This window comes from Leclercia sp. LSNIH3 (assembly GCF_002935105.1).
In the GTDB taxonomy this organism is placed as follows: Bacteria; Pseudomonadota; Gammaproteobacteria; order Enterobacterales; family Enterobacteriaceae; genus Enterobacter; species Enterobacter adecarboxylatus.
Genome location: NZ_CP026387.1, coordinates 4,429,073 through 4,449,278 on the forward strand (window position 1 = coordinate 4,429,073; position 20,206 = coordinate 4,449,278).

The following is a 20,206-nucleotide window of genomic DNA, read 5'->3' on the forward strand; positions in this document are numbered from 1 at the left end:
CACCATGCGCCTGGTCATCATTGGAAACGGGTTGGCGGCAACGCGGCTGATTGAGTCGCTGACTGACCGCGCGCCCGGTCGCTACGCGATCACCGTCATCGGTGACGAACAGATGCCAGCCTACAACCGTATACAGCTGTCGCCAGTGCTGGGAGGCGAGAAAGAGGCTGCCGCCATCCGGCTGCACGATGAGGCCTGGTATCAGCAGCGCGGCGTTACGGTGCTGAGCGGGGAGCGGGTCCTGGCGGTGGAGTGCGCGGCGCGGATGCTGCGTACCGATAAACGGCTGATGGGGTGGGATGAGCTGGTGTTCGCCACCGGGTCGCAGCCCTTTGTACCGCCGATACCTGGCAGTGGTCTGCCGCACGTCTTTACCTTCCGCACCCTCGACGACGTGAACGCCATTCTGACGACACCCGGCCCGGCGGTGGTGCTGGGGGGCGGGGTGCTCGGGGTGGAAGCGGCCGCGGCGTTACAACGTCACGGTGACAACGTCACTTTGGTTCATCGTGGTCCGTGGCTGATGGAGCAGCAGCTGGATCAGCAGGCCGGGCTGCTGCTGGAGCAGGCGCTTGCAGAGCGGGGCATCGGCTGTGAATTGAATAGCGGCCTGACGGCGATTGCTGCCGACAGCGTCACCCTCAGTGACGGGCGCACCTTAGCGGCCACGCGGGTGGTGCTGGCGACCGGCGTGACCCCCAACATTGCCCTGGCCCAGGCCAGCGGGGTGCCGTGCGGGCGCGGTATCCTGGTGGATGACCAGATGCGCAGCACGCTAAGCGGCATCAGCGCCATCGGCGAGTGCTGCGAAATAGACGGGCAAACCTGGGGGCTGGTGGCTCCGTGTCTCGCCCAGGCCGGGATCCTCGCCGCGCGTCTGGCCGGAGAGAGTGTGACGCCCTTTACCCCGATGCAAACCGGCATGCGCCTGAAAGTGACCGGGGTTGAGCTGTTCAGTGTGGGAGAAATCACTGCCCGGGAAAATGATGCGGTGTGGACCAGCTGGGATCCGCTGACCCACCACTACCGCCGCTTACTGGTTCGCAACGGCACGCTGGCAGGCGTGCTGCTGATGGGGGAGTGTCGCAGTGCGGCCACCCTTACCGAATTACTGGCTACGTCAGAACCCGCTCAGGCGGACTGGCTGTTCGATCGATTCACTACGCAGCCGCAGGTTGCAGGACAAAACGCGATGACAAAACCTACTCTGATTGTGGTTGGGCACGGTATGGTCGGCCACCATTTTCTTGAAGACTGCGTGAACCGCGGTTTGCATCAGCAATACCAGATTGTGGTCTTCGGTGAAGAGCGCTACGCCGCCTATGACCGCGTTCATCTGTCGGAATACTTCGCCGGACGCAGCGCCGACTCACTGTCGATGGTGGCCGGCGACTTCTTTGCCGACAACGGCATTGAGCTGCGCCTGTCGCAGCAGATTGTCGCCATCGATCGCGACGCCCGGGTGGTACGCACCGCTGGCGGGCATGAAACCCACTGGGACAAACTGGTGCTGGCCACCGGCTCTTATCCGTTTGTGCCGCCGGTGCCGGGGCGCGAGCTGCCGGGCTGCTTTGTCTACCGCACCCTTGACGATCTGGATAACATCGCTGCGCACGCCAAAGGCTCACGTACCGGGGTGGTGATCGGCGGCGGGCTGCTGGGGCTGGAGGCAGCCAACGCCCTGAAACAGCTTGGGCTGGAGACCCACGTGGTGGAGTTCGCCCCGAACCTGATGGCGGTGCAGCTCGATAACGACGGCGCTGCCATGCTGCGGCGCAAAATCGAAGCCCTCGGCGTGGGGGTACATATCAGCAAAGCCACCACGGAGATCGCTGATACCGGGGCGGGCAAGGTGCTGCGTTTTGCCGATGGCAGCGAGCTGGCCACCGACATGGTGGTCTTTTCTGCCGGGATCCGCCCGCAGGACGCGCTGGCCCGGGGCTGCGGTCTGGTGCTGGGTGAGCGCGGCGGGATCGCCATCGACAACCACTGTCGCACCTCCGATGAGGACATTTTCGCCATCGGCGAGTGCGCCCTGTGGGAAGGGAAAATCTACGGCCTGGTGGCACCAGGCTATCAAATGGCCCGGGTAGCCTCGGCCACCCTGGCCGGAGAGGCGAATGCCTTCACCGGGGCAGACATGAGCACCAAACTCAAGTTGCTGGGGGTGGACGTGGCCTCGTTCGGCGATGCCCACGCCCGCACGCCGGGGGCGCAAAGCTACCAGTGGACCCACGGCCCGCAGCAGATCTACAAAAAGATCGTGGTCAGCGCCGACAGCAAAACCCTGCTCGGCGGGGTGCTGGTGGGGGATGCCAGTGAATACGCGACCCTGGTGCAGATGATGCTTAACGATATCCCCCTGCCGAAGGATCCCGAGAACCTGATCCTGCCCGCAGTGGCAGGCAGTGCGCCGAAAGCGCTGGGGGTCGCGGCCCTGCCGGAGAGCGCGCAGATCTGCTCCTGCCATAACGTCAGCAAAGGCGATATCTGCCAGGCGGTAAGCAATGGCGCGACCGACATTGGGGCGGTAAAACAGTGCACCAAAGCGGCCACCGGCTGCGGCGGATGCAGCGCACTGGTGAAACAGGTGATGGAATTCCAGCTGGCAGCCCAGGGCGTGGAGGTGAAAAAGGACATCTGCGAGCACTTCGCGTACTCGCGTCAGGAGATTTACCACCTGGTGCGCGTCAACCGCATCCATACCTTTGAACAGCTCATCAGCCGCTACGGGCAGGGCCACGGGTGCGAAATCTGTAAGCCGCTGGTGGGATCGGTACTGGCCTCCTGCTGGAATGAATACCTGCTGAAACCGGCCCATCTGCCGCTGCAGGACACCAATGACCGCTATTTTGCCAACATCCAGAAAGACGGTACTTACTCCATCGTGCCGCGCATGGCCGCCGGGGAAGTGACTGCCGACGGGCTGATCGCCATCGGCCAGATCGCCAAACGTTATCAGCTCTACAGCAAAATCACCGGCGGGCAGCGTATCGACCTGTTTGGTGCCCGGCTGGAGCAACTCCCGGAGATCTGGCAGCAACTGATCGATGCCGGGTTTGAAACCGGGCATGCCTATGGCAAATCCCTGCGCACGGTGAAATCCTGCGTCGGTTCCACCTGGTGCCGCTACGGCGTGCAGGACTCCACCGGGCTGGCGGTGATCCTCGAGAACCGCTACAAGGGGCTGCGCGCGCCGCACAAAATCAAAATGGCGGTGTCGGGCTGTACCCGTGAGTGTGCCGAAGCCCAGAGTAAGGACGTGGGGGTGATCGCCACGGATAAGGGCTGGAACCTGTACCTGTGCGGTAATGGCGGCATGAAGCCGCGCCACGCGGATCTGTTTGCCAGCGATCTCGATGACGCCACGCTCCTGCGCTATGTCGATCGCTTCCTGATGTTTTACATCCGCACCGCCGATCGCCTGCAGCGCACCAGCACCTGGCGGGATAACCTCGAAGGCGGGCTGGAGTACCTCCGCGAAGTGATCATTGACGACAGCCTCGGCATTGCCGACGAGCTGGAGCAGGAGATGCAGCGCGTGGTGGATACATATCAGTGCGAATGGCAGACCACCTTACAGGATCCTGGCCGTCTGGCGCAGTTCCGTACCCTCGAGGCTGCCCCGGTGGCAACAAAACGCTGGCAGGCGGTCTGCACCCTCGACGAGATCCCCCAAGAGGCCGGAATTGGCGCTCGTCTGGGTGGGCAGCACATCGCACTGTTCCGCTTTGGTAAGGCGGTTTATGCGCTGGAAGACAGGGAGCCGGGCGGCAGCGTCAGCGTACTCTCCCGCGGCATTCTCGGCGATGCTGGCGGTGAGCCTGTGGTGATCTCCCCGCTGTACAAAACACGCATCCGCCTGCGCGACGGACGGCAGGTCGATACCGGCGAAGTGGCGGTACGCGCCTGGCCAGTGAAAGTTGACGGTGACCGGGTGCTGGTGGGAAGCGAAGAGCTGGTGATGCGTGCGGAGGCCTCATGAGTGAAACGCAAACTACCTGTCCCTACTGTGGCGTAGGCTGCGGGGTGATCGCCCGCGTCGAAAACGGCGAGGTAAGCGTGCGCGGCGACGACCGCCACCCGGCCAACTTCGGAAGACTGTGCGTCAAAGGCTCGGCGTTAGGAGAGACAACGGGCTTAGCGGGCCGACTGCTGCACCCGGAGGTGGACGACCAGCCGGTGAGCTGGGAACAGGCGCTGGATACCGCCAGCGCCCGCCTGCGGGCGATCATCGACACCTACGGCCCCCAGGCGGTGGCGTTCTATGCCTCCGGCCAGCTGCTGACCGAGGATTACTACGCCGCCAACAAGCTGATGAAAGGCTTTATCGGCGCGGCGAACATCGACACCAACTCCCGGCTCTGCATGTCCTCGGCGGTGGTGGGCTACAAGCGCGCCTTCGGGGAGGATATTGTCCCGTGCAGCTACGAGGATCTTGAGCAGACCGACCTGGTGGTATTGGTCGGCTCTAACGCCGCCTGGACCCACCCGGTGCTTTATCAGCGGCTGGTGCAGGCGCGGGCGAATAACCCGGCGATGAAGGTGGTGGTGATCGACCCGCGGCGCACCGCGACCTGCGAGATTGCCGACCTGCATCTGACCCTGGCACCGGGCAGTGATGCCGGGCTGTTTGTCGGCTTGCTGAACGCTATCGAGCCGGGGCAGGGCAGCGACTGGTCGATTGAGCGGGTCGCGGCGTTTTGCGGGCTGTCGTCTGACGACGTCGCCACGTTTTACGCCTGGTTTATCGCTGCCTCGCGGGCAGTGACGCTCTATACCATGGGGATCAACCAGTCCACCAGCGGCAGTGACAAGTGCAATGCGATTATTAATGTCCATCTGGCGAGCGGCAAAATCGGCCGCCCCGGCTGCGGACCCTTTTCGCTGACCGGTCAGCCCAATGCGATGGGCGGGCGCGAGGTGGGTGGGCTGGCCAACCAACTGGCGGCGCACATGCACTTTACCCCGGACGATCTGAGCCGGGTGGCGCGTTTCTGGGGAACTGAACGGCTGGCGCAAACGCCCGGATTAATGGCGGTGGAACTGTTCGAGGCCATTGCCCGCGGAGAGGTGAAAGCGGTATGGATCATGGGCACAAACCCGGCGGTGTCGCTCCCGGACAGCCATGCGGTCTGTCAGGCGCTGGCGGCCTGCCCGCTGGTGATGGTTTCGGAAGTGATGCGCGACACCGACACCAGCCGCTTCGCCCACATCCGCTTTCCGGCGCTCGGTTGGGGAGAGAAGGAGGGGACGGTAACCAACTCCGAACGCCGTATTTCCCGCCAGCGGGCCTTTTTACCCGCCCCCGGCGAGGCAAAGCCCGACTGGTGGATCATCGCCCGCATTGCACAACGGCTGGGCCACGGCGCGGCCTTTGCCTGGGATCATCCCCACGCCATTTTTAGCGAGCACGCCGCGCTGACGGCCTTTGAGAACCACGGCGATCGGCAGCTGAACCTGGCGGCGCTGGCGCAGCTCACCCGCGCAGAGTGGGATGCCCTGGCGCCCTGGCAGTGGCCGATTGATCGCGAGGCGTTAAGCCACGCCCGCCGGGTGCAGGTCACCCCGCAGCCGCACGGCGCGACGCCAAATCTGCTTTATCCCCTGATGCTCAACAGCGGGCGTCTCCGCGACCAGTGGCACACCATGACCCGCACCGGCTATGTGCCGCGCCTGATGCAGCACCTCGCTGAGCCGACGGTGGATATCTCCCCGCAGGACGCCGCACGGCTGGGGGTGCAGGAGGGGCAGTTGACGCGCATCAGCGCCCCGCGCGGCTTGATGGTGGCTCGCGCGAAGATCAATCCCGGCCAGCGGGACGGGGAGCTGTTTGTTCCGATGCACTGGAACAGCTGTTTCTCCCGTCAGGGCAAGGTGAATGCGCTGGTGGAGGGGCGCTGCGATCCGCATTCCGGTCAGCCGGAGAGCAAGCAAACCGCAGTGCGGCTTATGCCGTGGCAACCTGCCTGGCAGGGGGAGCTTTACAGCCGGGAAGAACTGACGCTGCCGACCTGGGTCCACTGGTGGCGCAAGGCGACGGCCGGTGTATCACGCATGACTCTGGCGGCAGATAAGCCGCTGCTGGAATGGCTGATGGCGCACTGCACCGGGCAGGGCTGGCAGCTGCAAATCGCACAAACCGGCGAGCGAAGCAGCGTGCTGGCCTGGCATGACGGGGCACTGATGTTAGGATTCTGGCAAGGCACCGGGTTGCCGGTGCTGGCGTATACCTTTATCGAAGAGGCTTTTCGTACCGCGCCGGTGCAGCTGGCTGAACGTCACGCCCTGCTGAACGGGCAACAGCCCGGTGAGCACGTCGAGCCTGGACGCATTATCTGTAGCTGTTTCAGCGTTGGAGAAAACGCTATCCGCGAAGCGATGGCGGGAGGATGCGACTCGGCGGCGGCGCTGGGGGCGAAACTTCGCTGCGGCACCAACTGCGGCTCCTGCGTGCCGGAGCTGAAAGCGATGCTTTCTGTACGGGTGTAACTAACTGATGCGCTACGCTTATCTGGCCAGCAGGGCGCACAGGCCGGGTAGGTGTAGCGTCATTCGACACTTATCGCCTGAACCCTTTCAGGTTATTCCTGAAATTTCCCTTATGGCTGAAAATTTTCCCCAATCGCGCTAAGGTGTTTACTCTATTTTTTATTAACACAGGTGCCCTTTCCCGACGGTGATGGTTGTTTCCCCCCGCATTCGTTCGCTGTGCTTTCTCCTCTGTTATGTCGGAGCCGTTCAGGCTGCCCCGAATTCCTTTGTTCATCAGGCGCAAAACCCCTTTGATAATAACGGCGACAGCCTGCCGGATCTGGGTATGGCGACCCCCACCGGGGAAGCGGAAAAGCACCTGGCGGAAATGGCGAAAGCCTTCGGTGAGGCCAGCATGACCGACAATGGCCTCACCACCGAAGAGCAGGCCCGGCAGTTTGCCCTCGGGCAGGTGCGGGATGCGGTCAGTCAGGAGGTCAACCAGCACATCGAGTCGTGGCTCTCTCCCTGGGGAAACGCCAGTGTGGATCTGCTGGTGAACGACGAAGGGCGTTTCACCGGCAGCAAGGGCAGCTGGTTCATCCCCTGGCAGGATAACAACCACTATCTGACCTGGAGCCAGCTGGGTCTCACCCAACAGGAAGACGGCCTGGTGAGCAACGCGGGCATCGGCCAGCGCTGGGTGGCGGGCAAATGGCTGCTGGGTTACAACACCTTTTACGACAACCTGCTGGATGAGAACCTGCAACGCGCCGGGCTGGGTGCCGAAGCCTGGGGCGAATACCTGCGGCTGTCGGCCAACTACTATCAGCCCTTCGCCAGCTGGCGTGACAGCTCGGCGGTAGAGGAGCAGCGCATGGCGCGCGGCTACGACATTACCGCCAAAGCCTGGCTGCCGTTCTATCATCACCTCAATACCAGCGTCAGCTTTGAACAATACTACGGCGACAATGTCGATCTGTTTCATACCGGCACCGGCTATCGTAATCCGCTGGCGGTTAATCTGGGGCTGGATTATACCCCGGTGCCGCTGGTGACCCTGTCCGCCGCACACAAGCAGGGGGAGAGCGGGGTGAGTCAGAACAATCTCGGCCTGAAGCTCAACTATCGCTTTGGCGTGCCGCTGAAAAAACAACTCTCTGCCAGCGAAGTGATCGACAGCCGCTCGCTGCGGGGCAGCCGCTACGATCCGCCGGAACGCGAGAATCTGCCGGTGCTGGAGTTCCGGCAGCGTAAAACCTTGTCGGTGTGGCTGGCGACGCCACCATGGGATCTGAAACCGGGTGAAACGGTGGTGCTGAAACTGGATATTCGCAGCCGTCATGGGGTGCGTACCCTGAACTGGCAGGGGGACACGCAGGCGCTGAGCCTGACCTCACCGGCGAAGGCTAATGACAGCGAGGGCTGGAGCATTATTCTGCCAGCGTGGGATAACCGCGAGGGGGCGACTAATCGCTGGCGGTTGTCAGTGGTGGTGGAAGATAAAGCCGGGCAGCGTGTCTCTTCCAATGAGATCACGCTGGCTCTGACGCAGCCGCTACTGGCCCTGCCAGAAGCGGATCCGCGCTGGGCGCTGCTGCCGGACGAGTAAACTCAGAAAATGCGTTCCTGATGCACCCACACCGCAGCTTCGACCCGTGATTTAAGCTTCATCTTTTTCAACATATGCTTCACATGCACCTTGACCGTGCTTTCGGTGATATCAAGTCGGCGGGCGATCATCTTGTTCGGCAGGCCCTGGGCAATCAGCTTAAGGATATCGCGCTCGCGCGGGGTGAGCTGGCTCACGTCGCGGTCGGAGGTGGCGCGGTTAGCGCGCAGGCTGGCCGCCAGCACCGGGGTCAGGGCTTCGCTCAGCACCATGTCACCCGCCGCCGCCTGTTGCAGGGATTTCAGCAGATCTTCCGGCTCCATGTCTTTCAACAGGTACCCATCGGCGCCGCGTTTCAGGGCAGTGACCACGTCCTCTTCATGATTGGAGACGCTGAACACCACCACGCGCCCGGAGAGCGATTTCTCGCGCAGTTTATCGAGCGTTTCCAGGCCGTTCATACCGGGCATATTCAGGTCAAGCAGGATCAAATCAGGATCGAGCGCTTCGGCCAGTTCAATGCCCTGTTCGCCGTTACTGGCTTCGCCCACGACGGTGATATCCGAGGCCATGCTGATAAGTTGTTTTACGCCGGTGCGCAGCATCGGATGGTCGTCGATTAGCAGGATTGTGGCTGGCTCCTGATTAGACATGGTGTTCTCCTTGGGCAGTGAAAAGAGGCTTTTCGGGAATAAAGGTGACAATAACGTCCGTTCCGCCAGACTCGCCGGGACGGACCTGACAATCTCCACGCAGACTCTGCGCGCGGTCACGCATAATAATCAGACCGTAGTGGTTACTTCGTTCGGCGTTGGCCGGTAACCCGCGGCCGTTGTCACGTACCACCAGTTTGACCTGGTTGTCGTGTTGACTGACGGTGAGCGAAACCACCGTCGCCCCGGCGTGTTTTAGCGCATTGCTTAACGCTTCCCGGGCGATCTGCAGCAGATGAATGGCCTGGTGAGAAGGCACAAAACGGGGCGGTAACTGGTAATCCAGCGACACGGTAAAGCCGAGTCGGGCGCTGAACTCCTGACAGCTGGCCTCCAGCGCCGGACGAAGGCCGGGTTCTGTCAGCTGCAGGCGGAAGGTGGTCAGCAGTTCACGCAACTGCACCCAGGAGGTGTTCAGCTCGTTGCGGATCTGGCTCAGCAGTTGTTTGCTACTCTCGGGCAGGTCGGTATCCTGCATCTGCAGGCAGCTGACCTGCATCTTCATGCAGGAGAGCGACTGGGCGATGGAGTCATGCAGCTCGCGGGCGATGGTGGCGCGCTCTTCCATGACAATCAGCTGCTGCTGTTTTTCCTGGTGGCGGTCGAGCGCCAGCGTGGCGGTCAATTGCTCTACGAGGGTATCCACCAGTTGCTGCTGATCGTGGCTAAGATGGCGTCCGGCGGGGAGGGTCGCCAGTAAAATACCGTACTGCGTCAGGTTATCGGCCAGGCGCCATTTCAGGGTTGTTCCGCTGGTGGTCAGCGGCGGCAGGCCGCGCGGGCAGAGACGGCAGCCAATCTCATCGCAACTGGCGTCGGACTGACAGGTAAACTCCTGGTGATTTTTTTCATCTTCACTGTCATACACCCGGAGCTCAATATCGTGCAGTTGGGTCAGATTCTGTAGCCCATTTAGCACCGGCGAGAGGCGCTCGCACAGCGGTACCTGGGAGTGCAGTCGGCGGTTGGCCTGCCAGAGGAAAGAGAGGATCTCGTTCTTCTGCTCCAGCCCCGCGGTTTTTTCCCGCACCCGCTGCTCCAGCACTGCATAGCTTTCGGCCAGCTCGCCAGACATGGTGTTCAGTGCGTCGCCGAGCATAGCCATCTCATTGCGCCCGTTGATGTGGGTGCGTTGGGTAAAATCGCGCTGGGTAACGGCGCGGGCTACCGCCAGCAACTGCCGCCAGGGGTGCAGCAGCCTGGCACGTAGCCAGAGGATGGTAAACACCAGCAGCAGCGCCATAAACAGCACCATCAGCCGTTGCATCAGCACCACCCGTTCAATGCGTTGTTCGGTATTGCTGTCGAAGGCGGAGACCAGGTTATCGATGCGACTGACAAAAGCCGCGACGTCACTGGCGACCGCGTCAGGCTGTTGCGCCTGCTGAAGCCCCGGTGCCAGCTGATTTTGCCAGTAATCCTGCAGGGCTTTCAGCTGCGCCTGTTGATTATCGCGTTGTGCTGCGCTTTCCAGTGCCGGGCTGAACGCCGTTGCGTTCATCTCTGTAAGAAGGCCCTGATCTTTGGCTTCCAGCGGGATCGCCGCCAGCAGACGATAGCTCTGCATGCGCAGCGAACCGGCTTTGTTGATGGCGTGCGCGCTGCCCTGCACGCCCTGGACCAGCCAGCCGGAAATTGCCATCCCCGTCACCCCAATTGCGGTGGACAGCATGACAATCAACACCAGTTGGTTAACCAGCGTTAGCGGTGAAAAGCAGCGTTTAAACATAGGGCAGTCTGGCTCCTGACAATGCCTGAATCCGGCAAGCGGCCTATTCTCAGGCATCCCCTGGAGTATACCCATACCCCAAAAGGATTACCCACTAATTGCCATTTGTCGGACGAATGGAAGGAGGGGGGTAGTCGGGAGTAGCAGCGCCGTGAAAAACCACACCTTTTTTAGCGGAATACGCTACTCACCAGGGAGTATAGCGACTTTTTGGCGCAGAATCTGCCCGCCTTCCCCTTGATTTACATCAACTTCCTGTCTGCTTAAAACCCTGATCTTTGTAGCATCTTTTAAGAATCAGAGGTGTCTATGAGTCACTCAACTACCCCCGAAAGGGATTCTGGCCCGGTTATTACGGAGTGGCGCCCGGAAGATCCGGCGTTCTGGCAACAGCGCGGCCAACGTATAGCCAGTCGTAATCTATGGATTTCGGTTCCCTGTCTGCTGCTGGCGTTCTGCGTCTGGATGTTGTTTAGTGCCGTCGCGGTTAACCTGCCAAAAGTGGGGTTCAAATTTACCACCGACCAGCTGTTTATGTTAACGGCGCTACCGGCGCTCTCCGGTGCGTTGCTGCGTGTGCCTTATGCCTTTATGGTGCCGCTTTTCGGCGGTCGCCGCTGGACTGCCTTCAGTACCGGGATCATGATTATTCCGTGCGTATGGCTGGGCTTTGCGGTACAGGATACCTCTACTCCCTTCAGCACCTTTGTGATTATCTCCCTGCTGTGCGGCTTTGCAGGCGCTAACTTTGCCTCCAGCATGGCGAACATCAGCTTCTTCTTCCCGAAACAGAAACAGGGTGGGGCGCTGGGCATCAACGGCGGCCTGGGCAATATGGGCGTGAGCGTGATGCAGTTGATTGCGCCACTGGCGATCTCCGTCTCTATCTTTGCAGCCTTTGGCGGCGCGGGCGTTGAGCAGGACGATGGCTCGTACCTGTTCCTGCAAAATGCGGCGTGGATCTGGGTGCCGTTCCTGGTGGTATTTACTCTGGCGGCCTGGTTCGGTATGAACGATCTGGCGGCGTCTAAAGCCTCGTTGAGCGAACAGCTGCCGGTGCTGAAGCGCGCCCATCTGTGGATCATGGCGTTGCTTTATCTGGCGACGTTCGGCTCCTTTATCGGCTTCTCTGCCGGGTTTGCAATGCTGTCGAAAACCCAGTTCCCGGACGTGCAGATCCTGCACTATGCCTTCTTCGGCCCGTTCATTGGCGCACTGGCGCGCTCCACCGGGGGGATGATTTCTGACCGTCTGGGCGGCACCCGCGTGACACTGGTGAACTTTGTGGTGATGGCGATCTTCTGTGCCCTGCTGTTTATGACCCTGCCGGTTAACGGCGTGGGCGGTAACTTTGGTGCCTTCTTCGCGGTGTTCATGGTCCTGTTCCTGACCGCCGGACTGGGTAGTGCCTCGACCTTCCAGATGATTTCCGTCATCTTCCGTAAGCTGACGATGGATCGCGTAAAAGCGCAGGGCGGCAACGAACAGCAGGCGATGCGTGAAGCGGCCACCGACACCGCAGCCGCGCTGGGCTTTATCTCTGCGATTGGCGCAATCGGTGGGTTCTTTATCCCTAAAGCCTTTGGCATCTCTCTGGATCTGACCGGTTCACCGGCGGGCGCCATGAAAGTGTTCCTCGTTTTCTATATCGTCTGCGTGTTTGTCACCTGGCTGGTATACGGACGCAATTCTAATAAAAAGTAAGTAAGTTGATTATCCGTTTGCGCGGCCTGGTGCCGCGCTTTTTTTAGATTGTATTTAGTTACAACATACTGATGGTGGTTACCGCATCTATCGTGGTCGCCACTGTGATCGCCATCGCTGAACAGGATGTTCTACCCCTTAATACCACCGCGCCTGTCTGCTTCACGCTCTTTTGTAGGATAAATAAAAAATAACGATATATAACAGATGGTTGCGATGAATATGCTTGTACCGCTTTAGAGGTAGATAAGGATTAGCCTCCTTTTACATCCCCCGTTCCACTTGATCGTTATCAATTCCCACAATCTTTCATAGCGTTACCTTCGCTGCAAATCAGCAATGTCGATTTAGAGAGCCACAGGCTCCACACAGGAGATACCCGATGAGCAAATTTTTGGACCGGTTTCGCTACTTCAAACAGAAGGGCGAGACTTTTGCCGATGGGCACGGCCAGGTTCTGGAAACCAACCGGGACTGGGAAGACGGTTACCGTCAGCGCTGGCAGCATGACAAAGTTGTCCGTTCCACCCACGGCGTAAACTGCACCGGCTCATGCAGCTGGAAGATTTTCGTGAAAAACGGTCTGGTGACCTGGGAAATGCAGCAGACTGACTACCCGCGCACCCGCCCGGATATGCCGAACCATGAACCGCGCGGCTGCCCGCGTGGCGCCAGCTACTCCTGGTATCTCTACAGCGCCAACCGTCTGAAATATCCGCTGATGCGTAAACGCCTGATGAAAATGTGGCGTGAAGCGAAAGTGCAGCACAGCGATCCGGTTGATGCCTGGGCATCCATTATCGAAGACGCCGACAAAGCGAAAAGCTTCAAGCAGGCTCGCGGTCGTGGCGGCTTTGTACGCTCCTCCTGGCAGGAAGTGAATGAGCTGATTGCTGCCTCTAACGTCTATACCGTCAAAACCTACGGCCCGGACCGTGTCGCGGGCTTCTCGCCAATCCCGGCGATGTCGATGGTCTCCTATGCTTCTGGCGCGCGTTACCTGTCCTTGATCGGCGGCACCTGCCTGAGCTTCTACGACTGGTATTGCGATCTGCCGCCAGCGTCTCCGCAGACCTGGGGTGAGCAGACCGATGTGCCTGAATCTGCTGACTGGTACAACTCCAGCTACATCATCGCCTGGGGTTCTAACGTTCCACAGACCCGTACCCCGGACGCCCACTTCTTTACCGAAGTGCGATACAAAGGCACCAAAACCGTTGCCGTGACCCCGGACTACGCTGAAATCGCCAAACTGTGCGACCTGTGGCTGGCACCGAAGCAGGGTACAGATGCCGCGATGGCGCTGGCGATGGGCCACGTAATGCTGCGTGAATTCCACCTCGATAAGCCAAGCCAGTACTTCACTGATTACGTGCGCAAATATACCGACATGCCGATGCTGGTCATGCTGGAAGAGCGCGACGGTTACTACGCCGCTGGCCGTATGCTGCGTGCCGCCGACCTGGTGGATGCGCTGGGCCAGGAAAACAACCCGGAATGGAAAACCGTTGCCTGTAACAGCAACGGCGAGCTGGTGGCGCCTAACGGTTCTATCGGTTTCCGCTGGGGTGAAAAAGGTAAATGGAACCTTGAACAGCGTGATGGTACGACAGGCGTTGAGACCGAACTGCGCCTGAGCATGCTGGGCAGCCAGGATGAGATCGCCGATGTTGGCTTCCCTTATTTTGGCGGTGAAGGCTCTGAGCACTTCAACAAGGTCCAACTGCAAAACGTCCTGATGCACAAACTGCCGGCAAAACGCCTGCAGCTGGCGGATGGTTCCACCGCGCTGGTGACGACCGTTTACGACCTGACTTTGGCCAACTACGGCCTGGAGCGCGGTCTGAACGATGAAAACTGTGCGACGCACTATGACGACGTGAAAGCCTACACCCCGGCCTGGGCAGAGCAGATCACCGGCGTACCGCGGGCGCAGATCATCCGCACCGCACGTGAGTTTGCCGATAACGCGGATAAAACCCACGGTCGCTCGATGATCATCGTGGGTGCCGGTCTGAACCACTGGTATCACCTCGATATGAACTATCGTGGGCTGATCAACATGCTGATCTTCTGCGGCTGCGTCGGTCAGAGCGGCGGCGGCTGGGCGCACTATGTCGGCCAGGAAAAACTGCGTCCCCAGACTGGCTGGCAGCCGCTGGCGTTTGCCCTTGACTGGCAGCGTCCGGCGCGTCACATGAACAGCACCTCCTACTTCTATAACCACTCCAGCCAGTGGCGTTACGAGACGGTCACCGCGCAGGAGTTGCTGTCGCCGATGGCAGATAAATCCCGCTACAGCGGCCACCTGATCGACTTCAACGTGCGTGCAGAGCGCATGGGCTGGCTACCGTCTGCACCACAGCTGGGAACCAACCCGCTGCGCATCGCGGAAGAGGCGAAGAAAGCAGGCATGACGCCGGTTGATTACACCGTCAAATCCCTGAAAGAAGGCTCGATTCGTTTCGCGGCGGAACAGCCGGAAAACGGTAAAAACCACCCGCGTAACCTCTTCATCTGGCGTTCCAACCTGCTCGGCTCGTCCGGTAAAGGCCACGAGTACATGCTCAAGTATCTGCTGGGCACTGAAAACGGTATCCAGGGTAAAGATCTCGGCAAGCAGGGCGGCGTGAAGCCAGAAGAGGTGGAGTGGAAAGATAACGGTCTGGACGGCAAGCTGGATCTGGTGGTGACCCTGGACTTCCGTCTGTCCAGCACCTGCCTGTACTCCGATATCGTGCTGCCTACCGCCACCTGGTATGAAAAAGACGACATGAATACCTCGGATATGCATCCGTTTATTCATCCGCTCTCAGCCGCCGTTGACCCGGCCTGGGAATCCAAAAGCGACTGGGATATCTACAAAGATATCGCGAAGAAATTCTCCGAAGTCTGTGTAGGACATCTGGGCAAAGAGACCGACGTGGTGACGCTGCCAATCCAGCACGACTCCGCCGCTGAACTGGCCCAGCCGCTGGACGTGAAGGACTGGAAAAAAGGCGAATGCGACCTGATTCCGGGCGTGACCGCACCGCACATCATCCCGGTTGAACGCGACTATCCGGCAACCTATGAGCGCTTTACCTCTATCGGCCCGCTGATGGAGAAGATCGGTAACGGTGGTAAAGGCATTGCCTGGAACACCCAGAGCGAAATGGATCTGCTGCGTAAGCTCAATTACACCAAAGCAGACGGCCCGGCCAAAGGCCAGCCAATGCTGAACACGGCGATTGATGCGGCAGAGATGATCCTTACCCTGGCACCGGAAACCAACGGTCAGGTGTCGGTGAAAGCCTGGGCGGCGCTGAGTGAATTTACCGGTCGTGACCATACGCATCTGGCACTGAATAAAGAAGACGAGAAGATCCGCTTCCGCGATATTCAGGCCCAGCCGCGCAAAATTATCTCCAGCCCGACCTGGTCAGGACTTGAAGATGAACATGTGTCTTACAACGCCGGCTACACCAACGTTCATGAGCTGATCCCATGGCGTACCCTGACTGGCCGTCAGTCCCTGTATCAGGATCATCAGTGGATGCGTGATTTCGGTGAAAGCCTGCTGGTTTATCGTCCACCTATCGATACCCGTTCGGTGAAAGCTGTGATGGGCAAGAAATCTAACGGTAACCCGGAGAAGGCGCTGAACTTCCTGACGCCGCACCAGAAGTGGGGTATTCACTCGACCTACAGCGACAACCTGCTGATGCTGACCCTGTCGCGCGGCGGTCCGATTGTCTGGATGAGCGAAGCGGATGCTAAAGATCTGGGGATTGAAGATAACGACTGGATCGAAGTGTTCAACAGCAACGGGGCACTCACCGCCCGTGCAGTAGTGAGCCAGCGTGTGCCTGCCGGGATGACCATGATGTACCACGCGCAGGAACGTATCGTGAACCTGCCAGGTTCAGAAATCACCGAGCAGCGCGGCGGGATCCACAACTCCGTGACCCGTATTACGCCGAAACCGACCCACATGATTGGCGGCTATGCGCAGCTGGCCTACGGCTTTAACTACTACGGCACCGTAGGATCGAACCGCGATGAGTTCGTGGTGGTACGTAAGATGAAGAATATTAACTGGTTAGACGGCGAAGGTAATGACCAGATACAGGAGAGCGTAAAATGAAAATTCGTTCACAAGTCGGCATGGTGCTGAATCTGGATAAATGCATCGGCTGTCACACCTGCTCAGTCACCTGTAAAAACGTCTGGACCAGCCGCGAAGGTATGGAATACGCCTGGTTCAATAACGTGGAAAGCAAGCCGGGTACCGGCTTCCCCACCGACTGGGAAAACCAGGAGAAGTGGAAGGGCGGCTGGATCCGTAAAATCAACGGTAAACTGCAGCCACGTATGGGTAACCGCGCGCTGCTGCTGGGTAAAATCTTCGCTAACCCGCATCTGCCGGGCATCGATGATTACTACGAGCCGTTTGATTTTGATTATCAGAACCTGCATAACGCGCCGGAAAGCAAACACCAGCCGATCGCCCGCCCACGCTCGCTGATCACCGGCCAGCGCATGGACAAGATCACCAGCGGGCCAAACTGGGAAGAGATTCTGGGGGGCGAGTTCGAAAAACGCGCCAAAGACCAGAACTTCGAAAACATGCAGAAGGCGATGTACGGTCAGTTCGAAAACACCTTCATGATGTATCTGCCGCGCCTGTGCGAACACTGCCTTAACCCGGCCTGTGTTGCTACCTGCCCGAGCGGCGCCATCTATAAGCGTGAAGAAGACGGCATCGTACTGATCGACCAGGATAAGTGCCGCGGCTGGCGTATGTGCATCACCGGCTGCCCGTACAAAAAAATCTACTTCAATTGGAAGAGCGGTAAGTCCGAGAAGTGCATCTTCTGCTATCCGCGTATCGAAGCCGGGATGCCAACCGTCTGCTCCGAAAGTTGCGTAGGGCGTATCCGCTACCTGGGTGTGCTGCTGTATGACGCAGACGCCATTGAGAACGCGGCAAGCACCGAGCATGAGAAAGATCTCTATCAGCGTCAGCTGGACGTGTTCCTCGATCCGAACGATCCGAAAGTGATCGCTCAGGCGCTGGCAGACGGCATTCCGCAGAGCGTAATCGACGCGGCGCAGCAGTCTCCGGTGTACAAAATGGCGATGGACTGGAAGCTGGCCCTGCCGCTGCACCCGGAATACCGTACCCTGCCAATGGTCTGGTACGTGCCGCCGCTGTCACCGATTCAGTCTGCGGCGGATGCGGGCGAGCTGGGTAGCAACGGTATTCTGCCGGATGTCGAAAGCCTGCGTATCCCGGTGCAGTATCTGGCGAACCTGCTGACCGCAGGTGACACCCAGCCGGTCCTTCTGGCCCTGAAACGTATGCTGGCGATGCGCCACTTCAAACGTGCGGAGACCGTTGACGGCGTCATCGATACCCGCGCGCTGGAAGAGGTGGGCTTAAGCGAAGCGCAGGCCCAGGAGATGTATCGTTATCTGGCCATTGCTAACTACGAAGATCGTTTCGTGGTGCCAAGCAGCCATCGTGAGCTGGCCCGTGAAGCCTTCCCGGAAAAAAGCGGGTGCGGCTTTACCTTCGGCGACGGTTGCCACGGTTCAGACAACAAATTCAACCTGTTTAACAGCCGCCGCATTGATGCGATGGATGTGACCAGCAAAACGGAGCCGCACCAATGATTGAACTCGTCATTGTTTCGCGTCTGCTCGAGTACCCGGATGCTGCGCTTGCGCAGCATCAACAGGAGCTCTTCGATGCACTCGCGTCATCGGAAAACCTGGAGAAAGAGGATGCCCAGACCCTGGGCGTTTTCCTGCGCGATCTGTTGGCGCGCGATCTGCTGGATGCCCAGTCTGACTACAGCCAGCTGTTTGACCGCGGCCGCGCCACCTCGCTGCTGCTGTTTGAACACGTTCACGGCGAATCCCGCGATCGCGGTCAGGCGATGGTCGATCTGATGTCACAGTATGAGCAGCATGGTATGCAGCTCGACAGCCGCGAGCTGCCCGATCACCTGCCGCTGTACCTTGAGTATCTGGCGCAACTGCCGAAAGAGGAGGCGCTCGGCGGATTGCAGGATATCGCGCCAATCCTGGCGTTGCTGGGAGCGCGTCTGCAACAGCGTGAAAGCCGCTACGCAGTGCTGTTCGATCTGCTGGTGAAGCTGGCAAACGCCTCGGTCGACAGTGAAAAAGTGGCGGAGAAAATCGCGGATGAAGCCCGGGATGATACTCCCCAGGCGCTGGATGCCGTCTGGGAAGAGGAGCAGGTGAAGTTCTTTGCTGACCAGAGCTGCGGCGAGTCGGAAATCTCTGCTCACCAGCGTCGTTTTGCCGGTGCCGTTGCCCCGCAATATTTGAATATCTCTAACGGAGGACAGCAATAATGCACTTCCTGAATATGTTCTTCTTCGATATCTATCCGTACATTGCGGGTTCGGTATTTCTGATTGGTAGCTGGCTGCGTTACGACTACGGTCAGTACACCTGGCGTGCCGCCTCCAGCCAGATGCTGGATCGCAAAGGGATGAACATGGCATCGAACCTGTTCCACATCGGGATCCTGGGTATCTTTGCCGGTCACTTCCTCGGGATGCTGACGCCACACTGGATGTATGAATCCTTCCTGCCGATGGACGTAAAACAGAAGATGGCGATGATTGCCGGGGGCGCCTGCGGCGTGATGACCCTGGTGGGTGGCCTGATGCTGCTGAAGCGTCGTCTGTTCAGCCCGCGTGTGCGGGCCACCACCACCGGGGCAGACATTCTGATCCTCTCCCTGCTGATGGTGCAGTGCGCGCTGGGCTTGCTGACCATTCCATTCTCTGCGCAACACATGGATGGCAGCGAAATGCTGAAGCTGGTGGGTTGGGCGCAATCCGTGGTGACATTCCACGGCGGTGCGTCTGAGCATCTGGACGGTGTGGCCTTCATCTTCCGTGTACACCTGGTGCTGGGTATGACGCTGTTCCTGCTGTTCCCGTTCTCCCGTCTGGTGCACATCTGGAGCGCGCCGGTGGAGTACCTGACGCGCAGATATCAGATCGTGCGTGCCCGTCGCTAATCCGCTGTTTTAATCTGAACCCCGCTCTGGCGGGGTTTTTTTTCGCCCCAGCCGAGATTATTTCCCGCTGCCGCCAGCAGAATTAACGCCCCGCCAGCTAACTGGGTGACGCTCAGCGCGTGGTTAAACACCAGATTATCGACAATCAGCGCGACAACCGGATAGATAAACGACAGCGATCCGATAATGGGGGTAGGGAGCTTCTGAATGGCGCTATAAAGCAGTTGGTACATGACCCCGGTGTGGACAATGCCCAGCGTCAATAAAATCCCCCACGGGAAATCGGTCGAGAAGGCTGGCATCTGCGCCAGCGGCAGGAGCATCACCACGCCAGTCAGGACCTGAATAAAGGCAATGTGCTGTGGCGCGATGGTCTTTAATTTTCGGGTGATAATGGCGGTGAGGGCGTAAAAGAAGGCTGCGGCCAGCGCCAGGCCGATACCTGCCAGCCATCCGGCTTCATGTCCGCCAGTCAGTTCGCTGGAGAGCAGAATAACGACGCCGCCAAAGGCGAGAAGTAACCAGCCCCATTTCACCAGGCTCACCCGTTCACCCAGCAACATGCCCATCAGTACCAGCATAAAGGGCTGGGTGTTATAGACCACCGTAGACAGACCGATTGAGATACGTTCGAAGGCGGCAAACAGCAGCAGCCAGTTAACCACCAGCGCGACGCCGCCGAGAACAGCGAGACCCAGTGTGACTTTAGTTAACGGGCTAAAAGGGTGCTTACTGAATCTAATAAAGAGAAACAGCGCAATGGCGCCGATGAGACAGCGCCAGAACACCACTTCTGTTACCGGCAAGCCTGAAAGCAAAACAAACGCGCCGATGGAACCGGAGATAAGCATCGCCAGGCTCATTTGCCAGACGCCCTGTTGAATTTCACGCATCGTACACCTCCTGATTAATGCTTTTATTGTTGAAAAAAA

11 protein-coding genes are annotated in these 20,206 nt (G+C 59.4%); 8 read left to right on the plus strand and 3 right to left on the minus strand.

The genetic code is table 11. From position 1 onward, the window contains the following. The first annotated feature begins 4 nt into the window (after positions 1–4). From nirB to C3F35_RS21505, 3 genes are all read left to right on the plus strand, one after another. A complete protein-coding gene (gene nirB, locus C3F35_RS21495) occupies positions 5–3,985 on the plus strand; it encodes a nitrite reductase large subunit NirB (RefSeq protein ID WP_103792033.1) in 3,981 nt (1,326 codons plus the stop codon). Beyond that, positions 3,982–6,492 carry a nitrate reductase gene (locus C3F35_RS21500; protein WP_104456754.1) on the plus strand — a complete coding sequence of 837 codons (2,511 nt, stop codon included), beginning with the start codon at positions 3,982–3,984 and terminating at the stop codon, positions 6,490–6,492. Before nirB ends, C3F35_RS21500 begins: the two co-directional genes overlap by 4 nt. A 190-nt stretch (positions 6,493–6,682) precedes the next feature. Beyond that, complete coding sequence (locus C3F35_RS21505; RefSeq protein WP_103793295.1) at positions 6,683–8,086, plus strand: YchO/YchP family invasin; 1,404 nt, start codon at positions 6,683–6,685, stop codon at positions 8,084–8,086. 2 nt (positions 8,087–8,088) lie between these two features. Here the strand turns inward: C3F35_RS21505 and narL are convergent, their stop codons facing one another. Further along, entirely contained in the window at positions 8,089–8,739 is a 651-nt protein-coding gene (narL, locus tag C3F35_RS21510) for a two-component system response regulator NarL (RefSeq protein WP_032611305.1), read from the minus strand. Further along, the gene (narX, locus tag C3F35_RS21515; protein WP_103793296.1) at positions 8,732–10,528 is read right to left on the minus strand and encodes a nitrate/nitrite two-component system sensor histidine kinase NarX; all 1,797 of its coding nucleotides are present in this window, start codon (positions 10,526–10,528) and stop codon (positions 8,732–8,734) included. The genes narL and narX overlap by 8 nt, the downstream gene beginning before the upstream one ends. A 309-nt stretch (positions 10,529–10,837) precedes the next feature. Here narX and C3F35_RS21525 point away from each other — a divergent pair, with 309 nt between their 5' ends. From C3F35_RS21525 to narI, 5 genes are all read left to right on the plus strand, one after another. Next, complete coding sequence (locus C3F35_RS21525; RefSeq protein WP_103793298.1) at positions 10,838–12,232, plus strand: NarK family nitrate/nitrite MFS transporter; 1,395 nt, start codon at positions 10,838–10,840, stop codon at positions 12,230–12,232. 382 nt (positions 12,233–12,614) lie between these two features. Continuing rightward, complete coding sequence (locus C3F35_RS21530; protein WP_103793299.1) at positions 12,615–16,358, plus strand: nitrate reductase subunit alpha; 3,744 nt, start codon at positions 12,615–12,617, stop codon at positions 16,356–16,358. Further along, a complete protein-coding gene (gene narH / locus C3F35_RS21535; RefSeq protein WP_032611297.1) occupies positions 16,355–17,890 on the plus strand; it encodes a nitrate reductase subunit beta in 1,536 nt (511 codons plus the stop codon). Before C3F35_RS21530 ends, narH begins: the two co-directional genes overlap by 4 nt. Further along, complete coding sequence (narJ, locus tag C3F35_RS21540; RefSeq protein WP_032611295.1) at positions 17,887–18,597, plus strand: nitrate reductase molybdenum cofactor assembly chaperone; 711 nt, start codon at positions 17,887–17,889, stop codon at positions 18,595–18,597. Before narH ends, narJ begins: the two co-directional genes overlap by 4 nt. After that, the gene (gene narI / locus C3F35_RS21545) at positions 18,597–19,274 is read left to right on the plus strand and encodes a respiratory nitrate reductase subunit gamma (protein WP_032611294.1); all 678 of its coding nucleotides are present in this window, start codon (positions 18,597–18,599) and stop codon (positions 19,272–19,274) included. Before narJ ends, narI begins: the two co-directional genes overlap by 1 nt. Here narI and C3F35_RS21550 read toward each other — a convergent pair. After that, a complete protein-coding gene (locus C3F35_RS21550) occupies positions 19,271–20,167 on the minus strand; it encodes a DMT family transporter (protein ID WP_103793300.1) in 897 nt (298 codons plus the stop codon). The genes narI and C3F35_RS21550 overlap by 4 nt on opposite strands. Between the last annotated feature and the right edge of the window lie 39 nt (positions 20,168–20,206).